At 66.6% G+C, this 26,585-nt stretch carries 24 protein-coding genes; 17 read left to right on the top strand and 7 right to left on the bottom strand.

What is annotated here, in order from left to right; all coding sequences use genetic code 11:
- Positions 1–2: 2 nt before the first annotated feature.
- The 4 genes from pbpG to phhA all read right to left on the bottom strand — a co-directional run bounded on the left by pbpG (position 3) and on the right by phhA (position 3,694).
- Positions 3–935, bottom strand: a complete 933-nt coding sequence (pbpG, locus tag M6E97_RS18875) for a D-alanyl-D-alanine endopeptidase (protein WP_003105974.1) — start codon at positions 933–935, stop codon at positions 3–5.
- 313 nt (positions 936–1,248) lie between these two features.
- Entirely contained in the window at positions 1,249–2,448 is a 1,200-nt protein-coding gene (locus M6E97_RS18870; protein ID WP_003117127.1) for an amino acid aminotransferase, read from the bottom strand.
- Positions 2,445–2,801: a 4a-hydroxytetrahydrobiopterin dehydratase gene (locus tag M6E97_RS18865; RefSeq protein ID WP_003085898.1), complete on the bottom strand. Its 357-nt coding sequence runs from the start codon at positions 2,799–2,801 to the stop codon at positions 2,445–2,447. The genes M6E97_RS18870 and M6E97_RS18865 overlap by 4 nt, the downstream gene beginning before the upstream one ends.
- Positions 2,802–2,905: 104 nt before the next feature.
- The gene (phhA, locus tag M6E97_RS18860) at positions 2,906–3,694 is read right to left on the bottom strand and encodes a phenylalanine 4-monooxygenase (protein WP_003085900.1); all 789 of its coding nucleotides are present in this window, start codon (positions 3,692–3,694) and stop codon (positions 2,906–2,908) included.
- 284 nt (positions 3,695–3,978) lie between these two features.
- On the opposite strand from phhA, the gene M6E97_RS18855 reads away from it, so the two are divergent.
- Entirely contained in the window at positions 3,979–5,538 is a 1,560-nt protein-coding gene (locus M6E97_RS18855; protein ID WP_003105980.1) for a sigma-54-dependent phenylalanine hydroxylase transcriptional regulator PhhR, read from the top strand.
- Positions 5,539–5,755: 217 nt separating this feature from the next.
- Here the strand turns inward: M6E97_RS18855 and M6E97_RS18850 are convergent, their stop codons facing one another.
- Together M6E97_RS18850 and M6E97_RS18845 are read right to left on the bottom strand one after the other, a co-directional pair.
- Positions 5,756–6,022, bottom strand: coding sequence for a DUF2790 domain-containing protein (locus M6E97_RS18850; protein ID WP_033939122.1), 267 nt, complete (start codon positions 6,020–6,022; stop codon positions 5,756–5,758).
- Between the two features lie 268 nt (positions 6,023–6,290).
- Entirely contained in the window at positions 6,291–8,486 is a 2,196-nt protein-coding gene (locus M6E97_RS18845) for an FUSC family protein (protein ID WP_079381512.1), read from the bottom strand.
- A gap of 219 nt (positions 8,487–8,705) precedes the next feature.
- Between M6E97_RS18845 and M6E97_RS18840 the strand changes: the two genes are divergently transcribed.
- Positions 8,706–9,650: a LysR family transcriptional regulator gene (locus tag M6E97_RS18840; RefSeq protein WP_003085907.1), complete on the top strand. Its 945-nt coding sequence runs from the start codon at positions 8,706–8,708 to the stop codon at positions 9,648–9,650.
- A 21-nt stretch (positions 9,651–9,671) separates the two neighbouring features.
- Here M6E97_RS18840 and M6E97_RS18835 read toward each other — a convergent pair whose 3' ends face one another.
- Positions 9,672–10,568 carry a LysR substrate-binding domain-containing protein gene (locus M6E97_RS18835; RefSeq protein ID WP_003085908.1) on the bottom strand — a complete coding sequence of 299 codons (897 nt, stop codon included), beginning with the start codon at positions 10,566–10,568 and terminating at the stop codon, positions 9,672–9,674.
- Positions 10,569–10,684: 116 nt separating this feature from the next.
- Between M6E97_RS18835 and M6E97_RS18830 the strand changes: the two genes are divergently transcribed.
- The 15 genes from M6E97_RS18830 (at position 10,685) to aotP (ending at position 26,566) form a co-directional block, all read left to right on the top strand.
- On the top strand, positions 10,685–11,512 hold the full coding sequence (locus M6E97_RS18830; protein ID WP_003085910.1) for an FAS1-like dehydratase domain-containing protein: 828 nt from the start codon (positions 10,685–10,687) through the stop codon (positions 11,510–11,512).
- 45 nt (positions 11,513–11,557) lie between these two features.
- Positions 11,558–12,718 carry an acyl-CoA dehydrogenase family protein gene (locus tag M6E97_RS18825; protein WP_022580714.1) on the top strand — a complete coding sequence of 387 codons (1,161 nt, stop codon included), beginning with the start codon at positions 11,558–11,560 and terminating at the stop codon, positions 12,716–12,718.
- 14 nt (positions 12,719–12,732) lie between these two features.
- Positions 12,733–13,113 carry a VOC family protein gene (locus M6E97_RS18820; protein WP_003085915.1) on the top strand — a complete coding sequence of 127 codons (381 nt, stop codon included), beginning with the start codon at positions 12,733–12,735 and terminating at the stop codon, positions 13,111–13,113.
- 38 nt (positions 13,114–13,151) lie between these two features.
- The gene (locus M6E97_RS18815) at positions 13,152–14,504 is read left to right on the top strand and encodes an MmgE/PrpD family protein (RefSeq protein WP_033939125.1); all 1,353 of its coding nucleotides are present in this window, start codon (positions 13,152–13,154) and stop codon (positions 14,502–14,504) included.
- 55 nt (positions 14,505–14,559) lie between these two features.
- Entirely contained in the window at positions 14,560–15,762 is a 1,203-nt protein-coding gene (locus tag M6E97_RS18810) for a CaiB/BaiF CoA transferase family protein (protein WP_003110264.1), read from the top strand.
- Positions 15,763–15,772: 10 nt separating this feature from the next.
- Positions 15,773–16,600 (top strand): HpcH/HpaI aldolase/citrate lyase family protein, encoded by an 828-nt coding sequence (locus tag M6E97_RS18805; protein ID WP_003134274.1) that lies wholly within the window; start codon positions 15,773–15,775, stop codon positions 16,598–16,600.
- A gap of 113 nt (positions 16,601–16,713) precedes the next feature.
- Positions 16,714–17,679 (top strand): TRAP transporter substrate-binding protein, encoded by a 966-nt coding sequence (locus M6E97_RS18800; protein ID WP_034005565.1) that lies wholly within the window; start codon positions 16,714–16,716, stop codon positions 17,677–17,679.
- Positions 17,680–17,757: 78 nt separating this feature from the next.
- On the top strand, positions 17,758–18,396 hold the full coding sequence (locus tag M6E97_RS18795; RefSeq protein ID WP_003134273.1) for a TRAP transporter small permease: 639 nt from the start codon (positions 17,758–17,760) through the stop codon (positions 18,394–18,396).
- Positions 18,393–19,676, top strand: coding sequence for a C4-dicarboxylate TRAP transporter large permease protein DctM (gene dctM, locus M6E97_RS18790; protein WP_033939130.1), 1,284 nt, complete (start codon positions 18,393–18,395; stop codon positions 19,674–19,676). Before M6E97_RS18795 ends, dctM begins: the two co-directional genes overlap by 4 nt.
- A gap of 182 nt (positions 19,677–19,858) precedes the next feature.
- Complete coding sequence (gene acs / locus M6E97_RS18785) at positions 19,859–21,814, top strand: acetate--CoA ligase (RefSeq protein ID WP_003110260.1); 1,956 nt, start codon at positions 19,859–19,861, stop codon at positions 21,812–21,814.
- A gap of 540 nt (positions 21,815–22,354) precedes the next feature.
- Positions 22,355–23,134 carry an ABC transporter substrate-binding protein gene (locus tag M6E97_RS18780; protein WP_003085932.1) on the top strand — a complete coding sequence of 260 codons (780 nt, stop codon included), beginning with the start codon at positions 22,355–22,357 and terminating at the stop codon, positions 23,132–23,134.
- Positions 23,135–23,252: 118 nt separating this feature from the next.
- Positions 23,253–23,942: an ABC transporter permease gene (locus M6E97_RS18775; protein ID WP_003085934.1), complete on the top strand. Its 690-nt coding sequence runs from the start codon at positions 23,253–23,255 to the stop codon at positions 23,940–23,942.
- A gap of 16 nt (positions 23,943–23,958) precedes the next feature.
- Positions 23,959–24,657 carry an ABC transporter permease gene (locus tag M6E97_RS18770; RefSeq protein WP_033939132.1) on the top strand — a complete coding sequence of 233 codons (699 nt, stop codon included), beginning with the start codon at positions 23,959–23,961 and terminating at the stop codon, positions 24,655–24,657.
- Positions 24,658–24,670: 13 nt separating this feature from the next.
- Positions 24,671–25,783 (top strand): M14 family metallopeptidase, encoded by a 1,113-nt coding sequence (locus M6E97_RS18765; protein WP_019486735.1) that lies wholly within the window; start codon positions 24,671–24,673, stop codon positions 25,781–25,783.
- An 18-nt stretch (positions 25,784–25,801) separates the two neighbouring features.
- Positions 25,802–26,566 (top strand): arginine/ornithine transport ATP-binding protein AotP, encoded by a 765-nt coding sequence (gene aotP / locus M6E97_RS18760; protein WP_003085940.1) that lies wholly within the window; start codon positions 25,802–25,804, stop codon positions 26,564–26,566.
- Positions 26,567–26,585: the final 19 nt, after the last annotated feature.

The following is a 26,585-nucleotide window of genomic DNA, read 5'->3' as shown; positions in this document are numbered from 1 at the left end:
GATCAGCGTACGGCCTGGGCCACCGGCTGGCCCAGGCCGCGCTCGCGGTCGCGTTGCAGGCGATAGGCCTTGGCCGCGGCCGGGATCGCAGTGACCTGGCCGGTTTCCAGCCAGCGTCGCAGGCGGGTGGCGTCGGCGAAGTGGGTGTACTTGCCGAAGGCGTCCAGCACCACCAGGTTGACCGGATTGCGGTTGATCGTGGTGCGCATCACCAGGCAGTGACCTGCTTCGTTGGTGAAGCCGGTCTTGGTCAACTGGATGTTCCAGGTCTTGTTGTTGATCAGGTGATTGGTGTTGCGGAAGCCCAGGGTGTAGTTGGGGTGGCGGAAGGCCACGGTCTTCTCCGGAGTGGTGCTCCACTGGCTGAGCAGCGGGTATTGCCGGCTGGCCACCAGCAGGCGGGTGAGGTCGCGAGCGGTGGAGACGTTGTGCAGCGACAGCCCGGTCGGCTCGACGTAGCGGGTGTTCTTCATTCCGAGGGCGTGGGCCTTGGCGTTCATCGCCTTGACGAAGGCGTTCTTGCCGCCCGGATAGTTCTGCGCGAGGCTGGCGGCGGCGCGGTTCTCCGAGGACATCAGGGCGAGCAGGAGCATGTCCCGGCGGCTGATTTGGCTACCGACCCGCACCCGGGAAAACACCCCGCGCATTTCGCTGGTCTCGCTGATGGCGATCGGCAGTACCTCGTCCAGCGGCAGTTTCGAGTCGAGCACGACCATGGCGGTCATCAGCTTGGTGATCGAGGCGATCGGCACCACCAGGTCGGGGTTGCGCGAGTAGAGCACCTTGCCGGTGTTCTGGTCGGTAACCAGCGCGCTGCCCGACGCCAGCTCCTGTTGCAGCGGCAGCCCGGCCTTGGGCGGCGGGGAAGCGGATACCGCGGTGGCAACGCTGAGGGACAGGAACAGGGTGACCAGTGACAGGAGACGGTTTCTCACGTGCGTTGCTCACTAAGACGAGAAAGTGGGGGCCGTGGGGCGCAGTGTGAACTGGTGCCCATAATTGAGCATTTTATGCTCTTTTGTAGGAAAAGCACGTAGGGCTTTGAAAGTGCTGACTTATGGTTGGCCCGGTTCGGAGAGGTTCGGCGGATAACGCCTGTGGCGGTATTCGCCCTACGCCCACAAGGTCGTGGTGCGGTAGGGCGAATAACCGCAACGCGGTTATCCGCCGCCTCGGCGGGAGTGCGCGGCATTCGCTGGGGCGAAAAAAAGCCGGCCATCACAGCCGGCTCAGGGTAACCGTGAGGGTTCAGTCCGCGCAGACCTGGGCGATGGCTTGCGCCAGGCGGTCGAGGCGGCGCGCGTCGAGACCGGCGACGTTGGCCCGGCCGCTGGAGACCAGGTAAACGGCGTGCTCGTCGCGCAGCCGAGCGACCTGCTGCGGGCTCAGTCCGGTATAGGAAAACATCCCGCGTTGCGCGCCGACATGGGCGAAGCGCTCGGCCAGGCCGTGCGGCGCCAGGGCTTCGACCAGGCCGATGCGCAGGCTGGCGATGCGCGAGCGCATGCCTTCGACCTCTTCCTGCCAGAGTCCCTTCAACTCGCTGTCGCCGAGGATCGCCGCGACCACCTCGGCGCCATGCGCCGGCGGGGTCGACCAGAGGTTGCGGGCGAGGAAGGCCAGTTGGCTACGCACGTCGGTGAGCTTCTCGGCGTTCTGCGCGCAGACGATCAGCGCGCCGACGCGGTCGCGGTACAGGCCGAAGTTCTTCGAGCAGGAACTGGTGACCAGCACCTCCGGCAGTTCGCCGGCGAACAGGCGTACCGCCCAGGCGTCTTCCTCGAGACCGTCGCCGAAGCCCTGGTAGGCGAAGTCGATCAGCGGCAGCAGCTCGCGGCGACGTACCACGTCGAGCACCCTGCGCCAGTCGTCGTGGCTCAGGTCGAAACCGGTCGGGTTGTGGCAGCAGGCATGCAGCAGCACCACGTCTCCCTGGGGAATGCGCTCCAGGCCAGCAAGCATCGCCTCGACATCCAGGCGGTTGTCGGCGCTGACGTAGGGGTAGTGGGAAACCTTCAGGCCGGCGGCGGCGAACAGCGTCTCGTGGATCGGCCAGGTCGGGTCGCTCAGCCAGATGCCGCGGCCGGGCAGGCAATGGGCGATGAAGTCGCCGGCCAGGCGCAAGGCGCCGGTGCCGCCGGGCGTCTGGGTGGCGTCGGCGCGTTGCTCCAGCAACAGCGGCGAGGCGGCGCCGAGCGCCAGTTCCGCCAGGCGCGCGGCGAACAGCGCATCGCCGTGGCCGCCGACGTAGCTCTTGGTGGTTTCCTGCTCGACCAGGCGCTGCTCGGCGAGTTTCACCGAGCGCAGGATCGGGGTCAGGCCCTGGGCATCCTTGTAGACACCGACGCCGAGGTCCAGCTTGTCCGCGCGCGGATCGTTGCGGTAGGCGTCGAGCAGGCCCAGGATCGGGTCGCCCGGTACGCGGGCGACCTTGGCGAAATGACTCATTTGCGCCCCTCGGCGGTTTTCGCTACCTCGTCGGTGCGCGCCGCCATGATGAAGTCGTTGCGGTGCAGGCCCTTGATCGAGTGGCTCCACCAGGTCACGGTGACTTTGCCCCACTCGGTCAGCAGGCCCGGATGGTGGCCTTCGGCCTCGGATATCTCGCCGACGGCATTGGTAAAGGCCAGGGCGTGCTTGAAGTTCTTGAACAGGTAGACCTTCTCCAGTTGCATGATGCCGTCGCGGACTTCGATGTTCCAATCCGGAATCTGCCGCAGCAGCACGGGCAGTTCTTCGTCGCTGACGTGCGGGGCGTCGGCGCGGCAGGCTTCGCAATGGGCTTGGGTGAGTGCGGTCATGGTGGGAGTCCTTGGTTGTCGCATGTGGGAGCGGCGGACGGGCCGGACCCGTCCACCATAGTACAAGGCCGCCGCGGGGTCAGCCGCGGTGGCGGCGATTCTCGTCAGGCCGCCTGTTTGGGCGGGAACAGCGGCGCGTGCAGGCCCAGGCGCATGGCCTCGTGGACCAGTGCCATGATGTCTTCCTGGGCCAGTTGGAACAGGCGCTTGAGGTCGGGCAGGACGAAATAGAGCGGTTGCAGGATGTCGATGCGGTAGGGCGTGCGCATCGCCTCCAGCGGATTGAAGGCCTGGTGCAGCGGCTCGTCGGAGAGGCAGTAGACGGTCTCCTTCGGCGAGGAGAGGATGCCGCCGCCGTAGATGCGCTTGCCCTGGTCGGTCTCGACCAGGCCGAACTCGATGGTCATCCAGTACAGGCGGGCGAGGAACACGCGTTCCTCCTTGCTCGCCTTGAGGCCGAGCTTGCCGTAGGTATGGGTGAACTCGGCGAACCAGGGGTTGGTCAGCAGGGGGCAGTGGCCGAAGATCTCGTGGAAGATGTCCGGCTCCTGCAGGTAGTCCAGTTCTTCCGGGGTGCGGATGAAGGTGGCGACGGGGAATTGCTGGCTGGCCAGCAGTTCGAAGAAGGTCTGGAACGGAATCAGCGCCGGAACCCGCGCCACGCGCCAGCCGGTGGTGGCCTGGAGAACCCTGTTGATCTCGTCGAGCTGGGGGATCCGGTCGTGGGGCAGGCCGAGCTGTTCGATGCCGTCGAGGTATTCCTGACAGGCGCGGCCTTCGATCACCTTCAGTTGCCGGGTGATCAGGGTATTCCAGACCTGGTGCTCGGTTTCCGGATAGTGGATGAAACCGTTGTCGTCGGGCTGGCGGGCCACGTACTGCGTCGTTTTCATACGGACTCCATGAGCGGCTTGTGGCCGCGGGGTCTTTGTTGTTGTCGTTGCCTTATCGATACCGCGTCGGGACGGTCCGTGCAGCCCCGGATAGGGACCGGGCAACGGGGATGAATCGGCGTTTTCGTAAAGTTTTCCTTACGAATTGGTCTGGGTCGCCTGTTCATTGGGCCAGGCATTGTTGCTGGTGACTCTAACTGTCACATATTCTTGACGGAAATTTCCGGCCGGGAGTTAAAAAAACCGGCCGCGAGCCCATCAGAACGACAACACCGGGCCACGCCATGCGTATCAAAGTGCACTGCCAGAACCGTGTAGGCATCCTCCGCGACATCCTCAACCTGCTGGTCGACTACGGCATCAACGTCAATCGCGGCGAAGTCGGCGGCGACCAGGGCAACGCCATCTACCTGCTCTGTCCGAACATGATCAACCTCCAGTTGCAGTCGCTGCGGCCCAAGCTGGAGGCGGTGCCGGGGGTCTTCGGGGTCAAGCGCGTCGGCCTGATGCCCAGCGAGCGCCGGCACCTGGAACTCAACGCGCTGCTCGCCGCCCTGGACTTCCCGGTGCTCTCGGTGGACATGGGCGGGCAGATCGTCGCCGCCAACCGTGCCGCCGCGCAGTTGCTCGGCGTGCGCGTCGACGAGGTGCCGGGGATTCCGCTGTCGCGCTATGTCGAGGACCTCGACCTGCCCGAACTGGTGCGCGCCAACAAGGCGCGGATCAACGGGCTGCGGGTCAAGGTGAAGGGCGACGTGTTCCTCGCCGACATCGCGCCGCTGCAATCCGAGCACGACGAGAGCGAGGCGCTGGCTGGAGCGGTGCTGACCCTGCATCGCGCGGATCGCGTCGGCGAGCGCATCTACCATGTGCGCAAGCAGGAGCTGCGTGGCTTCGACAGTATCTTCCAGAGTTCGCGGGTAATGGCCGCGGTGGTCCGCGAGGCGCGGCGCATGGCGCCGCTGGACGCGCCGCTGCTGATCGAGGGCGAGACCGGCACCGGCAAGGAGCTGCTGGCGCGCGCCTGCCACCTGGCCAGCCCGCGCGGGCAGTCGCCGTTCATGGCGTTGAACTGCGCCGGCCTGCCGGAATCCATGGCCGAGACCGAGCTGTTCGGCTATGGTCCGGGAGCCTTCGAGGGCGCCCGTCCGGAAGGCAAGCTCGGCCTGCTGGAGCTTACCGCCGGCGGCACGCTGTTCCTCGACGGCGTCGGCGAGATGAGCCCGCGCCTGCAGGCCAAGCTGTTGCGCTTCCTGCAGGACGGCTGTTTCCGCCGGGTCGGCAGCGACGAGGAGGTGTACCTGGACGTGCGGGTGATCTGCGCCACCCAGGTAGACCTGTCCGAACTCTGCGCCAAGGGCGAATTCCGCCAGGACCTCTATCACCGTCTCAATGTGCTCTCGCTGCACATCCCGCCGCTGCGCGAGTGCCTGGATGGCCTGGCGCCGCTCGCCGAGCATTTCCTCGACCAGGCCAGCCGGCAGATCGGCTGCGGCCTGCCGAAGCTTTCTGCGCAGGCGCTGGAACGTCTCGAACGCTACCACTGGCCGGGCAACGTGCGGCAATTGGAAAACGTGCTGTTCCAGGCGGTTTCGCTGTGCGAAGGGGGAACGGTCAAGGCCGAGCACATCCGCCTGCCGGACTACGGCGCACCGCAGCCGCTGGGGGATTTTTCCCTGGAAGGAGACCTCGACGCCATCGTCGGGCGCTTCGAGAAGGCGGTGCTGGAGCGCCTGTTCCGCGAGCATCCGAGCAGCCGCCAGTTGGGCAAGCGCCTCGGCGTTTCGCATACCACGGCGGCGAACAAGCTGCGCCAGCATGGCGTGGGGCAAGGCGAGGGCTGAGCGGCATGCTTGCCGGTTTGTTGCAGGCTGGGAAAGAAACGGCGGAGGCGTCGGCCCCTGTGGAAGGGCGCCAGCGCGGTGAGGCGCGGGGAAGACGGCCAGGATGTTCGCCGAGGGGCGGGATTTTCGCCGCCGAGTACACAATGATCGCGCCGGATGGGCGAGCTGCCCCTCGTGGCGCGATCCTTCGGAGGTCGACCCGGAGGTCGAGGAGAGTTTAGCCGCCAGTGCAGCCGTTGCCCCAGACCTGATATTCGACGGTATGTTTCTGGCCGTTCGAATCTTCGTAGGTCATGCGTGCGGGAACGATGCCGCACGCATTGGAAGTGTCGGTTGAAGATATAACGCGAGCCACATCCAGTTGCATGCCATAGGCATATTCTTCAACAGCGTTTTCCTGCTGGCTGGCAGGTTGATCCTGGGCGCCAGCCGCCATCATCAGCGGCGAGCAGGCGAACAGGGCCATCAGGGCGAAAGCCTTCATTACTATTTACCTGAGTAGTTTCTGAGTGGGTACGATCTGCCGTCGGAAGACAGGCGGACAGGTCACCGGTGCAACTCGATAAACAAGGCTGGGTAAGTAAGTCTGCAATCAAGTTGCGGAGTCGAAGTTCAACGGGAGTTAACTTCGGCTGTTGGGTTTATTTTAAGTTGGGATAGGCTGCGACATATAGACTCAGTCAAGACAAGAACCTTGTACGGATCGGTAACAATATCCCTGTGGCCTTCTGCGCCGCGGCTTTTCGACCGGCTCACGGGTTTCTTTCCTGGCCCAGGGGCGATTGCGGGTCGAGCAGGGCGCTGCGAATGAAGTGCAGGTAGCTGAGCACCCGTCGCAGCGGCGAGGTATCGAACTGCGGTGCGCGCGGCTCCGGCGCCGCCCGTACCGCCATGATCGCCTGGTTCACCGCGTGCAGGGCGCGCTGACGGTTGCTCGGCCCGGGTTGCAGGAACAGCCGGATCAGCGCCCGGCCCATCAGGCGGATCGCCCGGCGCCAGGCGGTGCGTTCGGCGTAGCAGGGCTCCTGGGGCAGGCGTTGCTGTTCGAGGCGCAGCTCGATGATCGCCTGGCCGACCTCCAGCACCAGGAACATCCAGCCCAGCAACCGGCGTTGCACGTCCGGGCGGCCGGCGGAGAAGGTGTAGGCCTGGTTCAGCAGGTCGCGGGTGCCGCTTTCGAAACCGGAGACCAGGCCCTTGCTCTTGCCGCTGATGGCGAACACCACCCGCTCGCGCAGGTCGTGCTCCAGGCGCTTCCACATCCACGGCCGGTTTGGCGGCAGGATCACCCTGGCGGCGACCGTGGCGAGGACCATCGACAAGAGTAGTGCCAGGTATTCGTTGAAGAAGGCCAGGGCGTCGTAGCGCGCCATGTTGGCCGGCAGCGAGGCGAAGCAGAACCACACCAGCAGGCCGACGCCGTAGCCGTTCCACTGCGGTCGCCAGAGCAGCAGGGCGCCGATCGCGAAGACCGGCAGCAGGCAGCAGAGCAGCATCGGGAAACCGTCCACGTGGGGTAGCAGGTAGAGCAGCACGAACAGCCCGGTGCAGGCCCCGGCGAGGGTCCCGAGGGTGAGTTGCAGCGACAACCGGCCGGGATTCGGCGAGGTCGAGGAGAGCGCCGAGATCAGTACCGCGGTGAGGGCGAAGGTGCCGCCGTGGGGCCAGGAGGTCTGGATCCAGAACGTGCCGAGCAGGCCGATCATCAGCGCGCTGCGCGCTCCGGCGACCAGCGCGGCGACCGGGTTGGCGCGGGCGACGAAGCTTTCCTTCCATTGCTCGCGGGCATGGTGGTGTTCGGCCAGGGAAGCGTGGGTCAGGGCGTAGTTGTGCAGGTCGTCGGTGAAACGGAAGGCCAGTTCGGCGGCGGTGTTGAAATCCAGCAGGTCGTTCTCGCCGGGGCGCTGCTCCACCAGGCGCTGGCGGGCCTGGCGGATGTTCTGCATCAGTTCCGGCTTGTAGGCCTCGATGCGTTCGGCCAGGCGCGCGGCGTCGGCGTCGGTGGGCGTCCGTTCGCGAATCGGCGCGAGCAGCCCGGCAAGCTCCGCCAGGCAGGGCGCCAGGACCTCCAGGACATTCTGCGCCCCGCGCCCGCGCAGGCGTTCGAGCAGGCGGTGGAGGCCGTGGAAGCGACTGGTCATGACCATGAATTCGTTGTTCAGGCGAATCAGCCGGCCGCTGCGCAGGCGCATGTGCGGATCTTCGAAAGTAGTGGCGCTGCGCAGGTTTTCCAGGCCCACGGACTGGGCGACGAAGCGCGCGCTGAGCTCGCCGAAGCGCTCGCCGTCGAGGCTGCCCTGCAGGCCTTCGGCGGCGAACCCGGCGAAGTCGCGGAAGCGCCCGTAGAGTGTGTTGCGCAGGGCGGCGCCGCTGGTCTGCGGCAGGAAGATGGCGCTGACGGTACCGGTGCAGAGGATGCCCAGGGATATTTCCAGGACCCGCCACAGCGCCGCCATGAAGGCGCCTTCCGGGTGCGCGGTGGCTGGAATCCCGATCATGGTCGCGGTGTAGCCGGCGAGTACGCAGGCGTAGCCGCGGAAATCGCGGTAGCGCGCGGCGCCGGCGGTGCACAGGCCGACCCAGAGCGCCAGGCAGGCGAGGAACAGCACGCGCTCCTGGGCGAACAGGGCGATCAGAGTGACCATCACGCTGAGGCCGATCAGGGTTCCGACGATGCGGTAGAAGCTCTTGGCCAGGACCTGCCCGCTCTGCGTCTGCATGACGATGAAGACCGTCACCAGCACCGTGCTCGGCTGCGGCAGCTCCAGGCGATAGGCCAGCCACAGGGCGAGGCTGGCGGTGAGCAGGGCCTTGAATACGAAGACCCAGGCGACGCCGTCGCTACGCGCCCATTCGAGCAGGGCGCGGCGCAATTCGTCGGGGCTGGGAAAGAACGCGAGGGGAGCCGGTGGAACCAGGGGGAGACCTTTCCGGGTGGCGCGGGGCACTGCTGCGAATCCTGAACGACGGCGAGGGGAGGCCGAAACGGCTGGGAATTCTAGGAGCGCCGGCGCTTGCGGATAAGAGCTCGGATAGGTGAAAAATTTTTGTCACAAAAGGCAATAATAGGTGGGTTGACTCGTGACAGAATCTGCGCCGCCTTGGGGTGTCCTCCGGGTTGCGTGGAAAAGAGACGCGCCATAAGCGTCAGAGCCTAGAGGGCCGTGATGGATATCCTGTTCAATATGCGCGCGTTCGTCAGCGTCGCGGAGACCGGCAGTTTCACTGCCGCCGCCCAGCGCCTGGACCTGACGACCGCCTATGTCTCCCGTGCGGTGGCCAAGCTGGAGGCCCACCTGCAGACCCGCCTGCTGCATCGCACCACCCGGCGCATCGCCCTGACCGAAGCCGGGCAGCGCTACCTGATGCGCGCCCAGCAGATACTCGCCTATATCGAGGAGGCCGAGGCCGAAGCAGGCGACGCCCATGCGCGGCCGTCGGGCACGCTGAAGGTCCACGCGATGACCGGCATCGGCCAGCACTACCTGATCAAGGCCATCTCGCAATACTGCGAGACCTACCCGGAGGTTGGCTTCGACCTGACCCTGGCCAACCGGATCACCGACATTCTCGACGAGGGCTACGACATTTCCGTGGTGATAGCCCCCGAACTGCCGGACTCCGGTTTCGTCTCCAAGTGCATCGGCCAGACCTACAGCATCCTCTGCGCCTCGCCGGGCTACATTGCCGCGCACGGCTTCCCCAAGCTGCCGGCGGAGCTGTCCGCGCACCGTTGCCTGCGCCTGGTGAACTCGGTGATGTCGCTGGACCGCTGGCTGTTCGACGGGCCCGACGGCCAGGAACTGGCCTGCATCAACCAGACGCATTTCCAGGTCAACACCGCCGACGCCATGACCGAGGCGGTGGTCTCCGGCATGGGTATCGGCGCGCTGCCGGTGTACGCGGCGGTCAACGGCCTGAAGGACGGCAGCCTGGTGCGGGTGTTGCCGCGCTATAGCCTGTTCCATCTCAACGTCTACGCCCTCTACCCCTCGCGGCAGTACCTGGATGCGAAGATCCGCACCTGGGTCGAGTTCCTCCGCGAGCACATGCCGGCGATGCTCGCCGCGGACGAGCGCAGCCTGGCGGAGAGCGGTGGGTTGGCGAACTGAGCGGGAGTGGTGGGCGGCGCCCTACAGGCTGTCTCCCACCCTCTGCAACTCCTCGATCAACGCCCGCAGGCAACTCGGCAGTGCTTCCAGGTCGCGTACCAGCAGGCTGCGCTCGCGGATCGCCCAGGGCTCGTCGAGTTCGATGGTCGCCAGCTTCATCGTCCGGCTGTGGCGGCGCGCGGCGGACTGCGGGATCACGCCGATGCCGACGCCACCCTCGATCATCCGGCAGATCGCCTCGAAGCTGGAGACCTGGATGCGCAGCGATAGCTGCTCGCCCATCTGCTCCACCCGTTCGTACAGGAAGGCGTGCAGGGTGGTGCCCTCGGGCAGGCCGATATGCTGGAACTGCAGGGTGTCGCGCAGGCGTACCCTGGCCTGTCCGGCCAGCGGATGGCCCTGGGGCACCGCCATCACCAGGCGGTCGGTGCTGAAATGCAGGACCTGCAGGCCACTGGCCGCCACCGGCCCGGCGATGATGCCGAGGTCGGTGGAGCCGTCCAGCACGCCGCGGACAATGTCGCGGCTGAGGCGTTCCTGCAGGTCGACGGTGACCCCGGGACGAGCGGCAAGGAAGCCGGCGAGGATTTCCGGGAGGAATTCGGTGACCGCGGTGGTATTGGCGAAGATGCGGATATGCCCGGCGGCGTCGCTGCCGTACTCGGTGAACTCGCTCTTCAGGTATTCCACCTGGCGCATGATCAGCCGCGCGTGCTGTAGCAGGCGCTGGCCCGCCGGGGTCAGTTCGACGCCGCGGCTGTCGCGGTACAGCAGGCGGCTGCCGAGCTGGCCTTCGAGCGCCTTGACCCGTGCGCTGGCGGCGGCCGGGGAAAGGAAGGCGCGGCGCGCGCCCTGGGTCAGGCTGGGCGACTCGGCGATATGGATGAACAGGCGCAGGTCGGCGAGATCGAAATGCATGGGCACTCCATGGCGTTCGGCAAATCCGAACGCGCCATTGCGTAATTGCAAATTCTCAAAACGCTAGCATCCTATCATTCTCCTCCCATCACCCCCTAGGTCATGGGAAGCCACGCATGAGTGAGTCCGCTTTCGCCCCCTGGATCGGTCGCCAGGAAGAAACCCACGATCAATTGAGCCGCAACCTGGTCAAGCGCATCGCCGCCACCTTCGGCGAGCCGACCCCGGCCCACGGCGAAGCGCTGCCGCCGCTCTGGCACTGGGCGTTCTTCCAGGACCCGGTGGAGGCCGCCGGCCTCGGCGTCGACGGCCACCCGGCGCGCGGCGGTTTCCTGCCGCCGGCGGACGATCGCAACCGCATGTGGGCCGGCGGGCGCTTGGAGTTCCACCAGCCGCTGCGGGTCGGCGGCGAGGCCAGCCGCACCTCGACCATCCTCCGGGTCGAGGAGAAGCACGGTCGCAGCGGTGCGCTGCTGTTCGTCACCCTGCGTCACGACTACCGCCAGGACGGCCAACTGGCGCTGAGCGAAGAGCACGACATCGTCTACCGCGAACCGACCCCGCCCAAGCTCGGCGGTACCGAGGCATTGCCCGAGGGCGACTGGCGCGAGGCGCTGGAGCCCGATCCGGTGTTGCTGTTCCGCTACTCGGCGGTGACTTTCAACGGCCACCGCATTCACTACGACTGGCCCTATGTCACCGATGCCGAAGGCTATCCGGGCCTGGTGGTGCACGGTCCGCTGATCGCCACCCTGGCCCTGCGCGCGTTCTGCCGGGCCAATCCGCAGGCGCGCCTGCGTCGCTTCGCCTATCGCGGCCTGCGCCCGCTGATCTGTCCCGAGCCGTTCGAGGTCGGCGGCCGCCTGCTCGCTGCCGGCAAGGCCGAGGTATGGGTCGGCAATGGCGCCGGCCTGGCCCAGCGCGGCGACGTGGAATTCGATTGAAAGGGCCCCAGCGCCCGTCCAACGACAAGAATCGAGGAGTCACCGATGAATCCGAACAGCGAAGAGCTGAACGCGATCCGCGAGGGCGTACGTGCCCTCTGCGCCGAATTCGACGCCGCCTACTGGCGCCGCATCGATGAGCAGCGCGGTTTTCCCGAGGCCTTCGTCAAGGCCCTGACCGACGCCGGCTGGCTCTCGGCAATGATCCCGGAGGAGTACGGCGGTTCCGGTCTGGGCCTGGCCGAGGCCTCGGTGATCCTGGAGGAAGTCAACCGCTGCGGCGGCAACTCCGGCACCGTGCACGGGCAGATGTACAACATGTTCACGCTGCTGCGTAACGGCAGCGAGGCGCAGAAGCGCTTCTACCTGCCGAAGCTGGCCAGCGGCGAGCTGCGCCTGCAGTCGATGGGGGTGACCGAGCCGACCACCGGCACCGATACCACCAAGATCAAGACCACCGCCGTGCGCAAGGGCGACCGCTATGTGATCAACGGGCAGAAGGTGTGGATCTCGCGGATCCAGCACTCCGACCTGATGATCCTGCTGGCGCGCACCACGCCGCTGGCCGAGGTGAAGCGCAAGTCCGAAGGCATGTCGATCTTCCTCGTCGACCTGCGCGAGGCCATCGGCAAGGGCCTGACCGTGCAGCCGATCGCCAACATGGTCAACCACGAGACCAACGAGCTGTTCTTCGACAACCTGGAGATCCCCGTCGATAGCCTGATCGGCGAGGAAGGCAAGGGCTTCCGCTACATCCTCGACGGCCTCAATGCCGAGCGCACCCTGATCGCCGCCGAATGCATCGGCGACGGCCGCTGGTTCATCGACAAGGCCAGCCACTATGCCCGCGACCGCGTGGTCTTCGGCCGGCCGATAGGGCAGAACCAGGGCGTGCAGTTCCCCATCGCCGAGGCGCACATCGAAGTGGAGGCCGCCGACCTGATGCGCTGGCGCGCCTGCCAGGAGTACGACGCCGGGCTCAACGCCGGGGCCAGCGCGAACATGGCCAAGTACCTGGCGGCGAAAGCTTCCTGGGAGGCGGCCAACGCCTGCCTGCAGACCCACGGCGGCTTCGGCTTCGCCTGCGAGTACGACGTCGAGCGCAAGTTCCGCGAGACCCGCCTGTACCAGGTGGCGCCGATCTCCACCAACCTGATCCTGTCCTACGTGGCCGAGCACCTGCTCGAACTGCCGCGCTCGTTCTGAAGCGGGAGCCGCCCATGCAGATCGACCGTCTCGACCACCTGGTGCTCACCGTCCGCGACATCGACGCCAGCATCGATTTCTACACCCGCGTACTGGGTATGCGCGCCGTTACCTTCGGCGCGGGTCGCAAGGCCCTCGCCTTCGGTGCGCAGAAGATCAACCTGCACCAGGCCGGGGGCGAATTCGAACCCAAGGCCGAGCGACCTACGCCGGGGTCCGCCGACCTCTGTTTCATCGTCGCCACGCCACTCGAGGCGGTGGCCGAGCAACTGCGCCAGCAGGCCGTGGAAATCCTCGAGGGCCCGGTGCAGCGCACCGGCGCCGGCGGGCCGATCCTCTCGCTGTACCTGCGCGACCCCGACCTGAACCTGATCGAACTGAGCAACCCGCTGTAGGCCGCGTGCCTCGGGACAACTACAAGAGAGCGTTGGTCATGACCGACTACACCCAGCAACTCGCCGGCTTTCTCGCCGGCCTGCGCTACCAGGACCTGCCGCCGGCGGTGCTGGCGCGGATGGAAGAATTGTTCCTCGACTGGCTCGGCTCGGCGCTGGCCGGCAAGGGCCAGCATCCGATCCCATTGTTCGAGCGCTACGCCGAACGCATGGGCCCGGCCGACGGTAGCGCGCAGATCCTGCCCAGCCGGCGGCGCAGCTCGCCGTATTTCGCCGCCCTGGTGAACGGCGCGGCTTCCCACGTGGTGGAGCAGGACGACCTGCACAACAGCTCGGTGCTGCACCCCGCGGCCGTGGTCTTCCCTGCCGCCCTGGCCGCGGCCCAGGACCTCGGCCGCAGTGGCGCCGAGCTGATCCTCGCGGCGGTGGCCGGCTACGAGGCCGGCATCCGCATCGGCGAATTCCTCGGTCGTTCCCACTACCGGGTGTTCCATACCACTGCCACGGTCGGCACCCTCGCCGCGGCAGTGGCGGTGGGCAAGCTGATGGACTTCGACCGCGAGCGCTTCGTCGACCTGCTCGGCAGCGCCGGAACCCAGGCCGCCGGGCTCTGGGAGTTCCTCCGCGACGCCGCCGATTCCAAGCAGTTGCATACCGCCAAGGCCGCCGCCGACGGGCTGCTCGCCGCCTATCTCACCGCCGACGGCCTGAGCGGCGCGCGACACATCCTCGAAGGCGAGCAGGGGATGGCCGCCGGGATGTCCAGCGACGCCGACCCCGAGCGCCTGGTGGATCGCCTCGGCAGCCGCTGGGCGTTGCTGGAAACCTCGTTCAAGTTCCACGCCTCGTGCCGCCATACCCATCCCGCGGCCGACGCGCTGCTGGCGCTGATGCAGCGCGAAGGGCTCGATCACTCGCAGATCGCCGCGGTCACCGCGCGGGTCCACCAGGGCGCCATCGACGTGCTCGGCCGGGTGGTCGAGCCGCAGACCGTGCACCAGGCGAAGTTCTCCATGGGCACCGTGCTGGGCCTGATCGCCGTGTACGGCAAGGCCGGCCTCGGCGAGTTCCATCGGCATGCGCTGAGCGACCCACGGGTCGCTGCGTTCTGCGAGCGGGTCGAGATGCGCCTGGACCCGGAGGTCGACGCCGCCTATCCGCAGCGCTGGCTCGGGCGGGTCGAAGTACTGGATCGCGAAGGGCGGCGCCATACCGCCGCCATCGACGAACCCAAGGGCGATCCCGGCAATACCCTCAGCCGCGACGAGCTGGCCGACAAGTTCCGCCGCCTGCTGGCGTTTTCCGGCGCGGCCACCGGCGCCGAGGCGGAGATCCTTATCCAGCGGGCCTGGGGCCTGCGTCAGGCGCCTTCCGTAACGCCCCTGATCTGATCAACCGAACCAGCCGCACCTCGTCTTCGACGGACGAGGGCAGGGAGTCCGACCCATGACGCAATCCCACCAGCCGCGCCCGCTCGACGGCATCACCGTGGTCAGCCTGGAGCACGCCATCGCCGCGCCCTTCTGCACCCGCCAACTGGCCGATCTCGGCGCGCGGGTGATCAAGATCGAACGCCCCGGCGTCGGCGATTTCGCCCGCGGTTACGACGAGCGGGTCAACGGCCTGTCGTCGCACTTCGTCTGGACCAATCGTTCCAAGCAGAGCCTCAGCCTCGATCTCAAGCAGGCCGAGGCGCTGCCGTTGCTGGAGAAGCTGCTGGCCGGCGCCGACGTGCTGGTGCAGAACCTCGCGCCGGGCGCCGCCGCGCGCCTGGGCCTGTCCTACGAGGCGTTGCGCGAGCGCTTCCCGCGACTGATCGTCTGCGATATCTCCGGCTACGGCGAAGGCGGTCCCTACGAGAAGAAGAAGGCCTACGACCTGCTGATCCAGAGCGAGGGCGGCTTCCTTTCGGTGACCGGCGGCGCCGGGCCGAACGAGATGGCCAAGGCCGGCTGTTCGATCGCCGATATCGCCGCCGGCATGTACGCCTACAGCAGCATCCTCTCGGCCCTGCTGCTGCGCGAGCGCACTGGCGAGGGCAGCCGCATCGACGTGTCGATGCTGGAGAGCCTGGTGGAGTGGATGGGCTACCCGATGTACTACGCCTACCAGGACGCGCCGCCACCGCCGCGCGCCGGCGCTTCGCACTCGACCATCTACCCCTATGGGCCATTCCCCGCCGGCGACGGCGGCACGGTGATGCTCGGCCTGCAGAACGAGCGCGAGTGGCGGGCCTTCTGCGACAAGGTCCTGCGCCGCCCGGAGCTGGCCGACGACGAACGCTTCTCGGCGAACTTCAAGCGCTCGGCCAACCGCGAGGAGCTGCGTGCGCTGATCGTCGAAGCCTTCGCCGCCTTGCCGGCCGCCGAGGTGGTGGCGCGCCTGGAACAGGCGCAGATCGCCAACGCCCACGTCAACGACATGGCCGGGGTCTGGGCGCACCCGCAGTTGCAGGCGCGGCAACGCTGGACCTCCATCGACAGCCCGGCCGGGCGCCTGCCGGCGTTGTTGCCGCCGGCCAGCAGCAGCGCCTTCGTTCCGCGCATGGATGCGGTGCCGGCGCTGGGCGGCGACAGCGACGCGCTGCTTGCCGAACTGGGCTGTACCGCGGCCGATATCCAGCGCCTGCGCGCGACCGGAACGGTATGAGGAGACGGACATGAACCGACAGATCGTGCGCAGCGCGCTGTTCGTCCCGGCGACCCGCCCGGAGCGGATCCCCAAGGCCCTTGCCAGCGGCGCCGACCGGGTCATCGTCGACCTCGAGGATGCGGTGGAGGAGGGGCTGAAGGTCGAGGCGCGGGCCAATCTCCGGCGTTTCCTCGTCGATACGCCGGAAGCCCGGGTGCTGGTGCGGATCAACGCGGCGGAGCATCCCGGACATGCCGACGACCTGGCGCTGTGCCGCGACCACGCCGGAGTGATCGGCCTGCTCCTGCCGAAAGTGGAGAGCGCCGCCCAGGTGCGCCACGCCGCCGTGGCCAGCGGCAAGCCGGTCTGGCCCATCGTCGAGAGTGCCCGCGGCCTTGCCGCGCTGGGCGAGATCGCCGCCGCCGCGGGGGTCGAGCGGCTGTCCTTCGGCAGCCTCGACCTGGCCCTGGATCTCGATCTCAACACCGGCAGCAACGCAGCCGAACAGATTCTCGGTCACGCCCGTTACGCGCTGCTCCTGCAATCGCGCCTGGCAGGCCTGGCGCCGCCGCTGGACGGCGTCTATCCGGCGATCCAGAACCGTGTCGGACTGGTCGAGGCAGTGCGCTTCGCTCGCGACATGGGCTTCGGCGGGTTGCTGTGCATCCATCCGAGCCAGGTCGAGCCGATCCACCAGACATTGATGCCGAGTCTCGCGGAACTGGAGTGGGCGCGTCGGGTGGCAGAGGCCGGCGCCTCCGGTGCCGGCGTCTTCGTGGTCGACGGCGAGATGGTCGACGCGCCGGTGCTGGGACGCGCGCGACGCCTGCTGGAGCGGGCCGGGGAGGGTGGCTGAACGCGTTCGACAGACGCGAACGCGGGCTTGAGCAATGGCGAATTCTCCGAACGCGCCGGCTGCGTCAGGCTCGTCGATACCTCGAAAGCACAACAACAATCTGAGGTCACGAAATGTTCAAGACGATGGTACGGGCGCTGTTGTGCGCCCTGGCGATCGGTGGCTCCTGCCTGGCGAATGCCGCGCAGCCGATCGTCATCAAGTTTTCCCACGTGGTCGCGGAAAACACGCCCAAGGGCCAGGGCGCGCTGCTGTTCAAGAAGCTCGTCGAACAGCGCCTGGGCGGCCGGGTCGAGGTGGACGTCTATCCCAACTCGTCGCTGTTCGGCGATGGCAAGGAAATGGAGGCGCTGCTGCTGGGCGACGTGCAGATGCTAGCGCCGTCCCTGGCCAAGTTCGAGCAGTACACGCGCAAGGTGCAGATCTTCGACCTGCCGTTCCTCTTCGACGACATCCAGGCGGTCGACCGCTTCCAGCGTAGCCCGCAGGGGCGCGCCCTGCTGACCAGCATGCAGGGCAAGGGCATCCTCGGCCTGGCCTACTGGCACAACGGGATGAAGCAGCTCTCCGCCAATCGCCCGTTGCTGGAGCCGGAAGACGCGCGCGGGCTGAAATTCCGCGTGCAGGCGTCCGACGTGCTCAACGAGCAGTTCCGCCAGCTCCGCGCGATCTCCCGGAAGATGTCCTTCGCCGAGGTCTACCAGGGCTTGCAGACCGGCGTGGTGAATGGCACCGAGAACACCTGGTCGAACTACGAGAGCCAGAAGGTCAACGAGGTGCAGAAGTATTTCACCGAGTCCAACCACGGCCTGGTGGACTACATGGTGATCACCAACGCGAAGTTCTGGAACGGCCTCCCGGCGGACATCCGCGAAGCGCTGCAGCGGATCATGGACGAGGTCACCGTGCAGGTGAACCTCGAGGCCGAGCGCCTCAACCGCGACGCCCGCCAGCGCATCCTCGCCAGTGGCGTCAGCGAGATCCATACCCTGACCCCGCAGCAGCGCGCCGACTGGCGCCAGGCGATGCAGCCGGTATGGCAGAAATTCCGCGGCAATGTCGGCGCTGACCTGCTCTAGGCCGCCGAAGCCTCCAACCGTCCCGATTGACCCGTCCGGCCCCGCCCGGCCGGGCGGGGCATTGTGGAGAACGCTGCGATGAATCGACTCGTGCGCGTCTGGAACCGCTTCGAGGAGGGCGCTATCGCCTTCCTGCTGGCGGCGATGACGCTGGTGACCTTCCTCTATGTGGTGATGACCAACGTCTTCACCCTGTTCTACGACCTCGGCGACCGCCTGCCGACACTGCGGGCTCCGCTGTACTCGGTGGGCGACGCGATCCTCGGGGTAGCCCAGGACATGTCCTGGAGCAACGCGCTGACCAAGGCGCTGTTCGGCTGGCTGATCTTCCTCGGCATCGCCTACGGCGTACGCACCGCCGGCCACCTCGGGGTGGATGCCCTGGTGCGCCTGGCGCCGCGTCCCTTGCAGCGCCTGATTGGGATACTCGCCTGCCTCTGCTGCCTGGGCTACGCCGGGCTGTTCATGGTCGCCAGCTACGACTGGGTGAAGACCCTGTTGGTCGCCGGCATCGGCGCCGAGGACCTCGACCACTTCGGCATCCTCCAGGCCTACATCGCGGTGGTGGTGCCGGTCGGCTTCGGCCTGGTGCTGCTGCGCTACCTGGAAATCCTCGTCAACCTGTTGCGCGGTCGCCAGCTCGGGCTGGGCCTCGCCGACGAGGCCGCCGAGGCCTCCAAACTGGCCGGCGAAGAGGCCGGGGAGAACCGTCCATGACCGTGCTGATCCTGTTCCTGCTGCTGTTCCTGTTCATGTTCATCGGCGTGCCCATCGCCATCTCCCTGGGGCTGTCCGGCGCCCTGACGATCCTGCTGTTCAGCCCGAATTCGGTGCGCTCGCTGGCGATCAAGCTGTTCGAGACCTCCGAGGCCTACACCCTGCTGGCGATCCCGTTCTTCCTGCTCTCCGGCGCGTTCATGACCACCGGTGGCGTGGCGCGGCGCCTGATCGACTTCGCCAATGCCTGCGTCGGGCATATCCGCGGCGGCCTGGCGATCGCTGCGGTGCTCGCCTGCATGCTGTTCGCCGCGCTGTCCGGTTCGTCGCCGGCGACAGTGGCGGCGGTCGGCTCGATCGCCGTGGCCGGCATGGTCCGCTCCGGCTATCCGCGCGCCTTCGGCGCGGGGATCATCTGCAATGCCGGGACCCTGGGCATCCTCATCCCGCCATCGATCGTGATGGTGGTCTACGCCGCCGCCACCGAGACCTCGGTGGGCAAGCTGTTCGTCGCCGGGGTGGTTCCGGGGTTGTTGCTCGGGGTGATCCTGATGGTGGTGATCTACATCGTCGCACGGGTCAAGAAGCTGCCGGCGCAGCCGCGCGCCAGCTTCCGCGAGTGGCTGGCCGCCGCACGCCGTGCAGGCTGGGGCCTGTTGCTGCTGGTGATCATCCTCGGCGGCATCTATTCCGGGCTGTTCACCCCCACCGAGGCGGCGGCGGTGGCGGCGGTGTACTCGGCCTTCGTCGCGCTGTTCGTGTACAAGGACATGCGTCTGCGCGACTGTCCCAAGGTGCTGCTGGAGTCGGGGCGGCTGAGCATCATGCTGATGTTCATCATCGCCAACGCCATGCTCTTCGCCCATGTGTTGACCACCGAGCAGATCCCCCAGCAGATCACCGAATGGGTGGTGCAGGAAGGCCTGACCCCGATCGGCTTCCTGCTGATGGTCAACGTGGTGCTGCTGGTCGCCGGCAGCTTCATGGAGCCCTCGGCGATCGTGCTGATCCTGGCGCCGATCTTCTTCCCCATCGCCATGAAGCTGGGCATCGATCCGATCCACCTGGGTATCGTCATGGTGGTGAACATGGAGATCGGCCTGGTACACCCGCCAGTGGGCCTCAACCTGTTCGTCACCTCGGCGGTCACTGGCATGCCGCTGGGGGCGACCATCCGCGCGGCGCTGCCGTGGCTGATGATCCTGCTGCTGTTCCTGATCCTGGTGACCTACGTGCCGTTGATCTCGCTGTGGCTGCCGGGCCTGCTGGGCATGAGTTGAGGTCGCGGCGGCGGGGCGCGAGACGCGCTCCGCCGCCCGGCGCAAGGCTACGATCGGCGCGGCTTATAGCTACGATCGGCGCTGTCGCGCAGTGGTAAGACCATGGTCGTATGGTTCGTGGGGTGTGCGCTCGCTACAACTGGGCACAACAAAAACAACACTCACGTACCGAGGTTAAAGCCATGTCTGCGGCATCCCTGTACCCCGTGCACCCGGAAGCGGTGGCACGGACCTTCACCGACGAAGCCACCTACAAGACGATGTACCAGCAGTCCGTCGTCAACCCCGACGGCTTCTGGCGCGAGCAGGCCCAGCGGATCGACTGGATCAAGCCGTTCGAGAAGGTCAAGCAGACCTCCTTCGACGACCATCACGTGGACATCAAGTGGTTCGCCGACGGCACCCTCAACGTGTCGCACAACTGCCTCGACCGTCACCTCGCCGAACGCGGCGACCAGGTGGCGATCATCTGGGAAGGCGACGATCCCGCCGACCACCAGGAAATCACCTACCGCCAGCTCCACGAGCAGGTCTGCAAGTTCGCCAACGCCCTGCGCGGGCAGGACGTGCACCGCGGCGACGTAGTGACCATCTACATGCCGATGATCCCCGAGGCCGTGGTCGCCATGCTCGCCTGCACCCGCATCGGCGCGATCCACTCGGTGGTCTTCGGCGGCTTCTCCCCCGAGGCCCTGGCCGGACGCATCATCGATTGCAAGTCGAAGGTGGTGATCACCGCCGACGAAGGCGTGCGCGGCGGCAAGCGCACTCCGCTGAAGGCCAATGTCGACGACGCCCTGACCAACCCGGAAACCTCCAGCGTGCAGAAGATCATCGTCTGCAAGCGTACCGGTGCGGAGATCAAGTGGAACCAGCACCGCGACGTCTGGTACGACGACCTGATGAAGGTTGCCGGCAGCACTTGCGCACCCAAGGAAATGGGCGCCGAGGACCCGCTGTTCATCCTCTACACCTCCGGCTCCACCGGCAAGCCGAAGGGCGTGCTGCATACCACCGGCGGCTACCTGGTGTACGCCTCGCTGACCCACGAGCGGGTCTTCGACTACCGTCCGGGCGAAGTCTACTGGTGCACCGCCGACATCGGCTGGGTCACCGGCCACACCTACATCGTCTATGGCCCGTTGGCCAACGGCGCCACCACCATTCTGTTCGAGGGCGTACCGAACTACCCCGACGTGACCCGCGTGGCGAAGATCATCGACAAGCACAAGGTCAACATCCTCTACACCGCGCCGACCGCGATCCGCGCGATGATGGCCGAAGGCAAGGCGGCGGTGGCCGGTGCCGACGGTTCCAGCCTGCGTCTGCTCGGTTCGGTGGGCGAGCCGATCAACCCGGAAGCCTGGCAGTGGTACTACGAGACCGTCGGCCAGTCGCGCTGCCCGATCGTCGACACCTGGTGGCAGACCGAGACCGGCGCCTGCCTGATGACCCCGTTGCCGGGCGCCCATGCGATGAAGCCGGGCTCCGCGGCCAAGCCGTTCTTCGGCGTGGTCCCGGCGCTGGTGGACAACCTCGGCAACCTGATCGAAGGCGCCGCCGAGGGCAACCTGGTGATCCTCGACTCCTGGCCGGGCCAGGCGCGGACCCTGTTCGGCGACCATGACCGCTTCGTCGACACCTACTTCAAGACCTTCAAGGGCATGTACTTCACCGGCGACGGCGCGCGCCGCGACGAGGACGGCTACTACTGGATCACCGGGCGAGTCGACGACGTGCTCAACGTCTCCGGCCACCGCATGGGCACCGCCGAGGTGGAAAGCGCGATGGTCGCCCACCCGAAGGTCGCCGAGGCGGCGGTGGTCGGCATGCAGCACGACATCAAGGGGCAGGGCATCTATGTCTACGTCACCCTCAACTCCGGGGTCGAGCCGAGCGAGGCGCTGCGCCAGGAGCTGAAGCAATGGGTCCGCCGCGAGATCGGTCCGATCGCCACGCCGGATGTGATCCAGTGGGCGCCGGGACTGCCGAAGACCCGTTCGGGCAAGATCATGCGGCGCATCCTGCGCAAGATCGCCGCGGCCGAGTACGACACCCTCGGCGACATCTCCACCCTTGCCGACCCGGGCGTGGTCCAGCACCTGATCGAGACCCATCGCTCGATGCAGGCCGCCTGACTTCCGCCTGATCCGAAACGACCCCGCGCGGTGCGAGCCGCGCGGGGTCTTTCATTTGGCGCGGGCCGAGGAGGAGGGCGTTTCGAATGGGCTCGCGCCGGGAATGGGGCGGCGGTAACACTTCGGTGATGCGCGCCTGCGCATAATTGGGGCGAGAGGAAACGCTACGCACAGCCAAGGTGCGACATGGGGTAGCAGTCGAGGCGAGTCGTAGCGGCCAAGCCATTGAAGGAGAAGGAATTGGCAATTTATGGCTTGAGATTTGCTTTACTCATTGATTACACTTCGCGCTTTCCGGGCACAAATGTCGCTGCCTGTCAATATCGCCGAATGCCCTCTTCGGTGCTTTTATAATTAGTTGTCGCATTGAAGAAATAACCACTTTCGGCCTGTCGCTAGAATGCCGCTCACCCCAGCTGGCGCCCTGTCCACGAGAAGGCGCCATGCGCAAGAGCCGGTGATCACGCATATCCGTCGGCAGCCTGGGCAAGGTTCTATTTCTCCTGCCAATCGATGCTATCCCCTTCGAAGGAGTTCCAGATGAAGAAGCTCGCACTTCTCGGCGCCCTGGCGCTGTCCGTGCTCTCACTGCCCACTTTCGCCGCCGACAAGCCGGTGCGCATCGGCATCGAGGCGGCCTATCCGCCGTTCTCGCTGAAGACCCCGGACGGCCAGCTGGCAGGCTTCGACGTGGATATCGGCAATGCCCTCTGCGAAGAGATGAAGGTGCAGTGCAAGTGGGTCGAGCAGGAGTTCGACGGCCTGATCCCGGCACTCAAGGTGCGCAAGATCGATGCGATCCTCTCGTCGATGACCATCACCGACGAGCGCAAGCGTTCGGTCGACTTCACCAACAAGTACTACAACACCCCGGCGCGCTTCGTGATGAAGGAAGGCGCCAGCCTCAACGATCCCAAGGCCGACCTGAAGGGCAAGAAGGCCGGCGTGCTGCGTGGCAGTACCGCCGACCGCTACGCCTCCGCCGAACTGACCCCGGCCGGCGTCGAAGTGGTGCGCTACAACTCCCAGCAGGAAGCCAACATGGACCTGGTGGCCGGTCGCCTCGACGCGGTGGTCGCCGACTCGGTGAACCTCGAGGACGGCTTCCTCAAGACCGATGCCGGCAAGGGCTACGCCTTCGTCGGTCCGCAACTGACCGATGCCAAGTACTTCGGCGAAGGCGTCGGCATCGCCGTGCGCAAGGGCGATAGCGAGCTGGCCGGCAAGTTCAACGCGGCCATCGACGCGCTGCGCGCCAACGGCAAGTACAAGCAGATCCAGGACAAGTACTTCAGCTTCGACGTCTACGGTTCGAACTGACGCTATCTGTCAGAGGTGGCACAAACGTCCGCGACGCCTCGCGCTGTTTGTGCCACTTTTTTATTGAGTGGACGCCACTGCTTTAGCGCTGCATTAGCTGCATAGAGGTACCGTTTTGATGATCACTGGCTACGGTGCGACCATCGTCGATGGCGCCTGGCTGACTCTCCAGCTGGCCCTGCTTTCCATGCTCCTGGCCATCGTCCTCGGCCTGCTGGGCGCGGCCTTCCGCCTGTCGCCGGTGCGCTGGCTGGCCTGGTGCGGCGACCTGTACGCCACGGTAGTGCGCGGCATCCCCGACCTGGTGCTGATCCTGCTGATCTTCTACGGCGGCCAGGGCCTGCTGAACTGGGTCGCCCCGCAACTCGGCTACGACGACTACATCGACCTGAATCCCTTCGTGTCCGGCGTCGGCACCCTCGGCTTCATCTTCGGCGCCTATCTCTCGGAAACCTTCCGCGGCGCCTTCATGGCGATTCCCAAGGGCCAGGGCGAGGCCGGCTACGCCTACGGCATGAGCCACCGCCAGGTGTTCTTCCGCATCCAGGTGCCGCAGATGATCCGCCTGGCGATCCCCGGCTTCACCAACAACTGGCTGGTGCTGGTCAAGGCCACCGCGCTGATTTCCGTGGTCGGCCTGCAGGACATGATGTTCAAGGCCAAGCAGGCCTCCGATGCGACCCGCGAGCCGTTCACCTACTACCTCGCCGTGGCTGGCCTGTACCTGCTGGTGACCAGCGTGTCGCTGCTGTTGCTGCGCCTGCTCGAACGCCGCTATTCGGTCGGCGTGAAAACCGCGGAACTGTGAGTCAAGGGGCCCTATCGTGATCTTCGATTTCTCCGTCATCTGGGACAGCCTTCCGCTCTATTTCGACGGCCTGCTGGTCACCCTCAAGCTGCTCTCGATCTCCCTGCTGATCGGCCTGCTGCTGGCGGTGCCGCTGGCGCTGATGCGGGTCTCCAAGCAGCTGCTGGTGAACTTCCCGGCCTGGCTCTACACCTACGTGATCCGCGGCACGCCGATGCTGGTCCAGCTGTTCCTGATCTACTACGGCCTGGCGCAGTTCGACGCGGTGCGCGAGAGCGCGCTGTGGCCCTGGCTGTCGAACGCGTCCTTCTGCGCCTGCCTGGCGTTCGCCATCAACACCAGCGCCTACACCGCCGAGATCCTCGCCGGCAGCCTGAAGGCCACGCCCCATGGCGAGATCGAGGCGGCCAAGGCGATGGGCATGTCGCGCCTGAAGATGTACCGCCGCATCCTCCTGCCATCGGCACTGCGGCGTGCGCTGCCGCAGTACAGCAACGAAGTGATCATGATGCTGCAGACCACCAGCCTGGCGTCCATCGTCACCCTGGTGGACATCACCGGCGCCGCGCGAACCGTCTATTCGCAGTACTACCTGCCGTTCGAAGCGTTCATCACCGCCGGCCTGTTCTACCTGTGCCTGACCTTCATCCTGGTGCGCCTGTTCAAGCTTGCCGAGCGCCGCTGGCTGGCCTACCTGGCGCCGCGCAAATCCTGATCCGGAGGACCGCATGGAGCGTATCGACCACCTGCTGCCGTGGAGCACCCTGGGAAGCGAGAAGCGCCTGAGCGTGTTCCGCTTCGGCTGCGGCGCGCGCAAGGTCTACATCCAGTCCAGCCTGCACGCCGACGAGCTGCCGGGCATGCGCACCGCCTGGGAGCTGAAGCAGCGGTTGCGCCTGCTGGAGGCGGAAGGCCGCCTGCGCGGCACCGTCGAGCTGGTGCCGGTGGCCAATCCGGTCGGTCTCGGGCAGATGATCCAGGCGCTGCACCAGGGGCGCTTCGAAATGAGCAGCGGGCGCAACTTCAATCGCGATTTCCCCGACCTGCTGGACGCGGTGATCGACAGCGTCGGCGAGCGTCTCGGCAGCGATCCGGCGGCCAATGTCGCGCTGGTCCGCCAGGCCCTGCGCGCGGCGCTGGACGCCCTGCCGCCGGCGACCTCGGAACTGGAGGGCATGCAGCGCCTGCTCTATCGCCACGCCTGCGACGCCGACCTGGTGCTCGACCTGCATTGCGACTTCGAGGCCGCCATCCATCTCTATACCCTGCCGCAACAATGGCCCACCTTCGCCTCCCTGGCCGCGCGCCTGGGCGCCGCCGTCGGGCTGCTCGCCGAGGAGTCCGGCGGCGGTTCCTTCGACGAGGCCTGCTCGGTGCCGTGGCTGCGCCTGTCGCGCCTGTATCCGCGCGCCGAGCTTCCGCTGGCCTGCCTGGCGACCACCGTCGAACTCGGCGGCCAGGCCGATACCACGGCGCAGCAGGCCGAGGCCAACGCCGCGGCGATCCTGGCCTTCCTCGCCGAGCAGGGCTTCGTCGAGGGCGAATGGCCGGCGGCGCCCGAAGCCTGCTGCGAAGGCTTGCCCTTCGAGGGCACCGAATACGTCCACGCGCCGCATACCGGCGTGGTGAGTTTCCTGCGCCGGCCGGGCGAATGGGTGGAGGCGGGCGAACCGCTGTTCCAGGTCATCGATCCCCTGGCCGACCGTGCCAGCACCGTGTGCGCCGGGGTCTCCGGCGTGCTTTTCGCCATCGAACGGATGCGCTACGCGCAGCCGGGACTCTGGCTGGCCAAGGTGGCCGGTCGTCAACCGATCCGTCAGGGACGCTTGCTCAGCGACTGATTAGCCGAGAACACACACATGTACAAACTGGAAGTCCAAGACCTGCACAAGCGCTACGGTAGCCACGAGGTGCTCAAGGGCGTCTCGCTGGCGGCGAAAGCGGGCGACGTGATCAGCATCATCGGCTCGAGCGGTTCCGGCAAGAGCACCTTCCTGCGCTGCATCAACCTGCTGGAGCAGCCGCACGCCGGCAAGATCCTGCTCAACGGCGAGGAGCTGAAGCTGGTGCCCGGCCGCGACGGCGCGCTGAAGGCCGCCGACTCCCGCCAGTTGCAGCGCATGCGCTCGCGCCTGTCGATGGTGTTCCAGCATTTCAACCTGTGGTCGCACATGAGCGCCCTGGAGAACGTCATCGAGGCGCCCGTGCATGTGCTCGGCGTGTCGAAGAAGGAAGCCATCGAGAAGGCCGAGCACTACCTGGCCAAGGTCGGCGTGGCGCACCGCAAGGACGCCTACCCGGCGCACATGAGCGGCGGCGAGCAGCAGCGCGTGGCGATCGCCCGGGCGCTGGCGGTGGAGCCGGAAGTGATGCTGTTCGACGAGCCGACCTCGGCGCTCGACCCCGAACTGGTGGGCGAAGTGCTGAAGGTCATGCAGGACCTGGCGCAGGAAGGTCGCACCATGGTGGTGGTGACCCACGAGATGGGTTTCGCCCGCGAGGTGTCGAACCAGTTGGTGTTCCTGCACAAGGGCCTGGTCGAGGAACACGGCTGCCCGAAGGAAGTCCTCGCCAACCCGCAGTCGGACCGCCTCAAGCAGTTCCTCTCCGGCAGCCTCAAGTAACATTCATCGCAGAGGCCGG

It is taken from the genome of Pseudomonas sp. B111, from assembly GCF_026428275.1.
Taxonomy (GTDB): Bacteria; Pseudomonadota; Gammaproteobacteria; order Pseudomonadales; family Pseudomonadaceae; genus Pseudomonas; species Pseudomonas aeruginosa.
The sequence above is the reverse complement of the archived record's forward strand: the minus strand, read 5'-3'. Positions and strand labels throughout refer to the sequence as shown.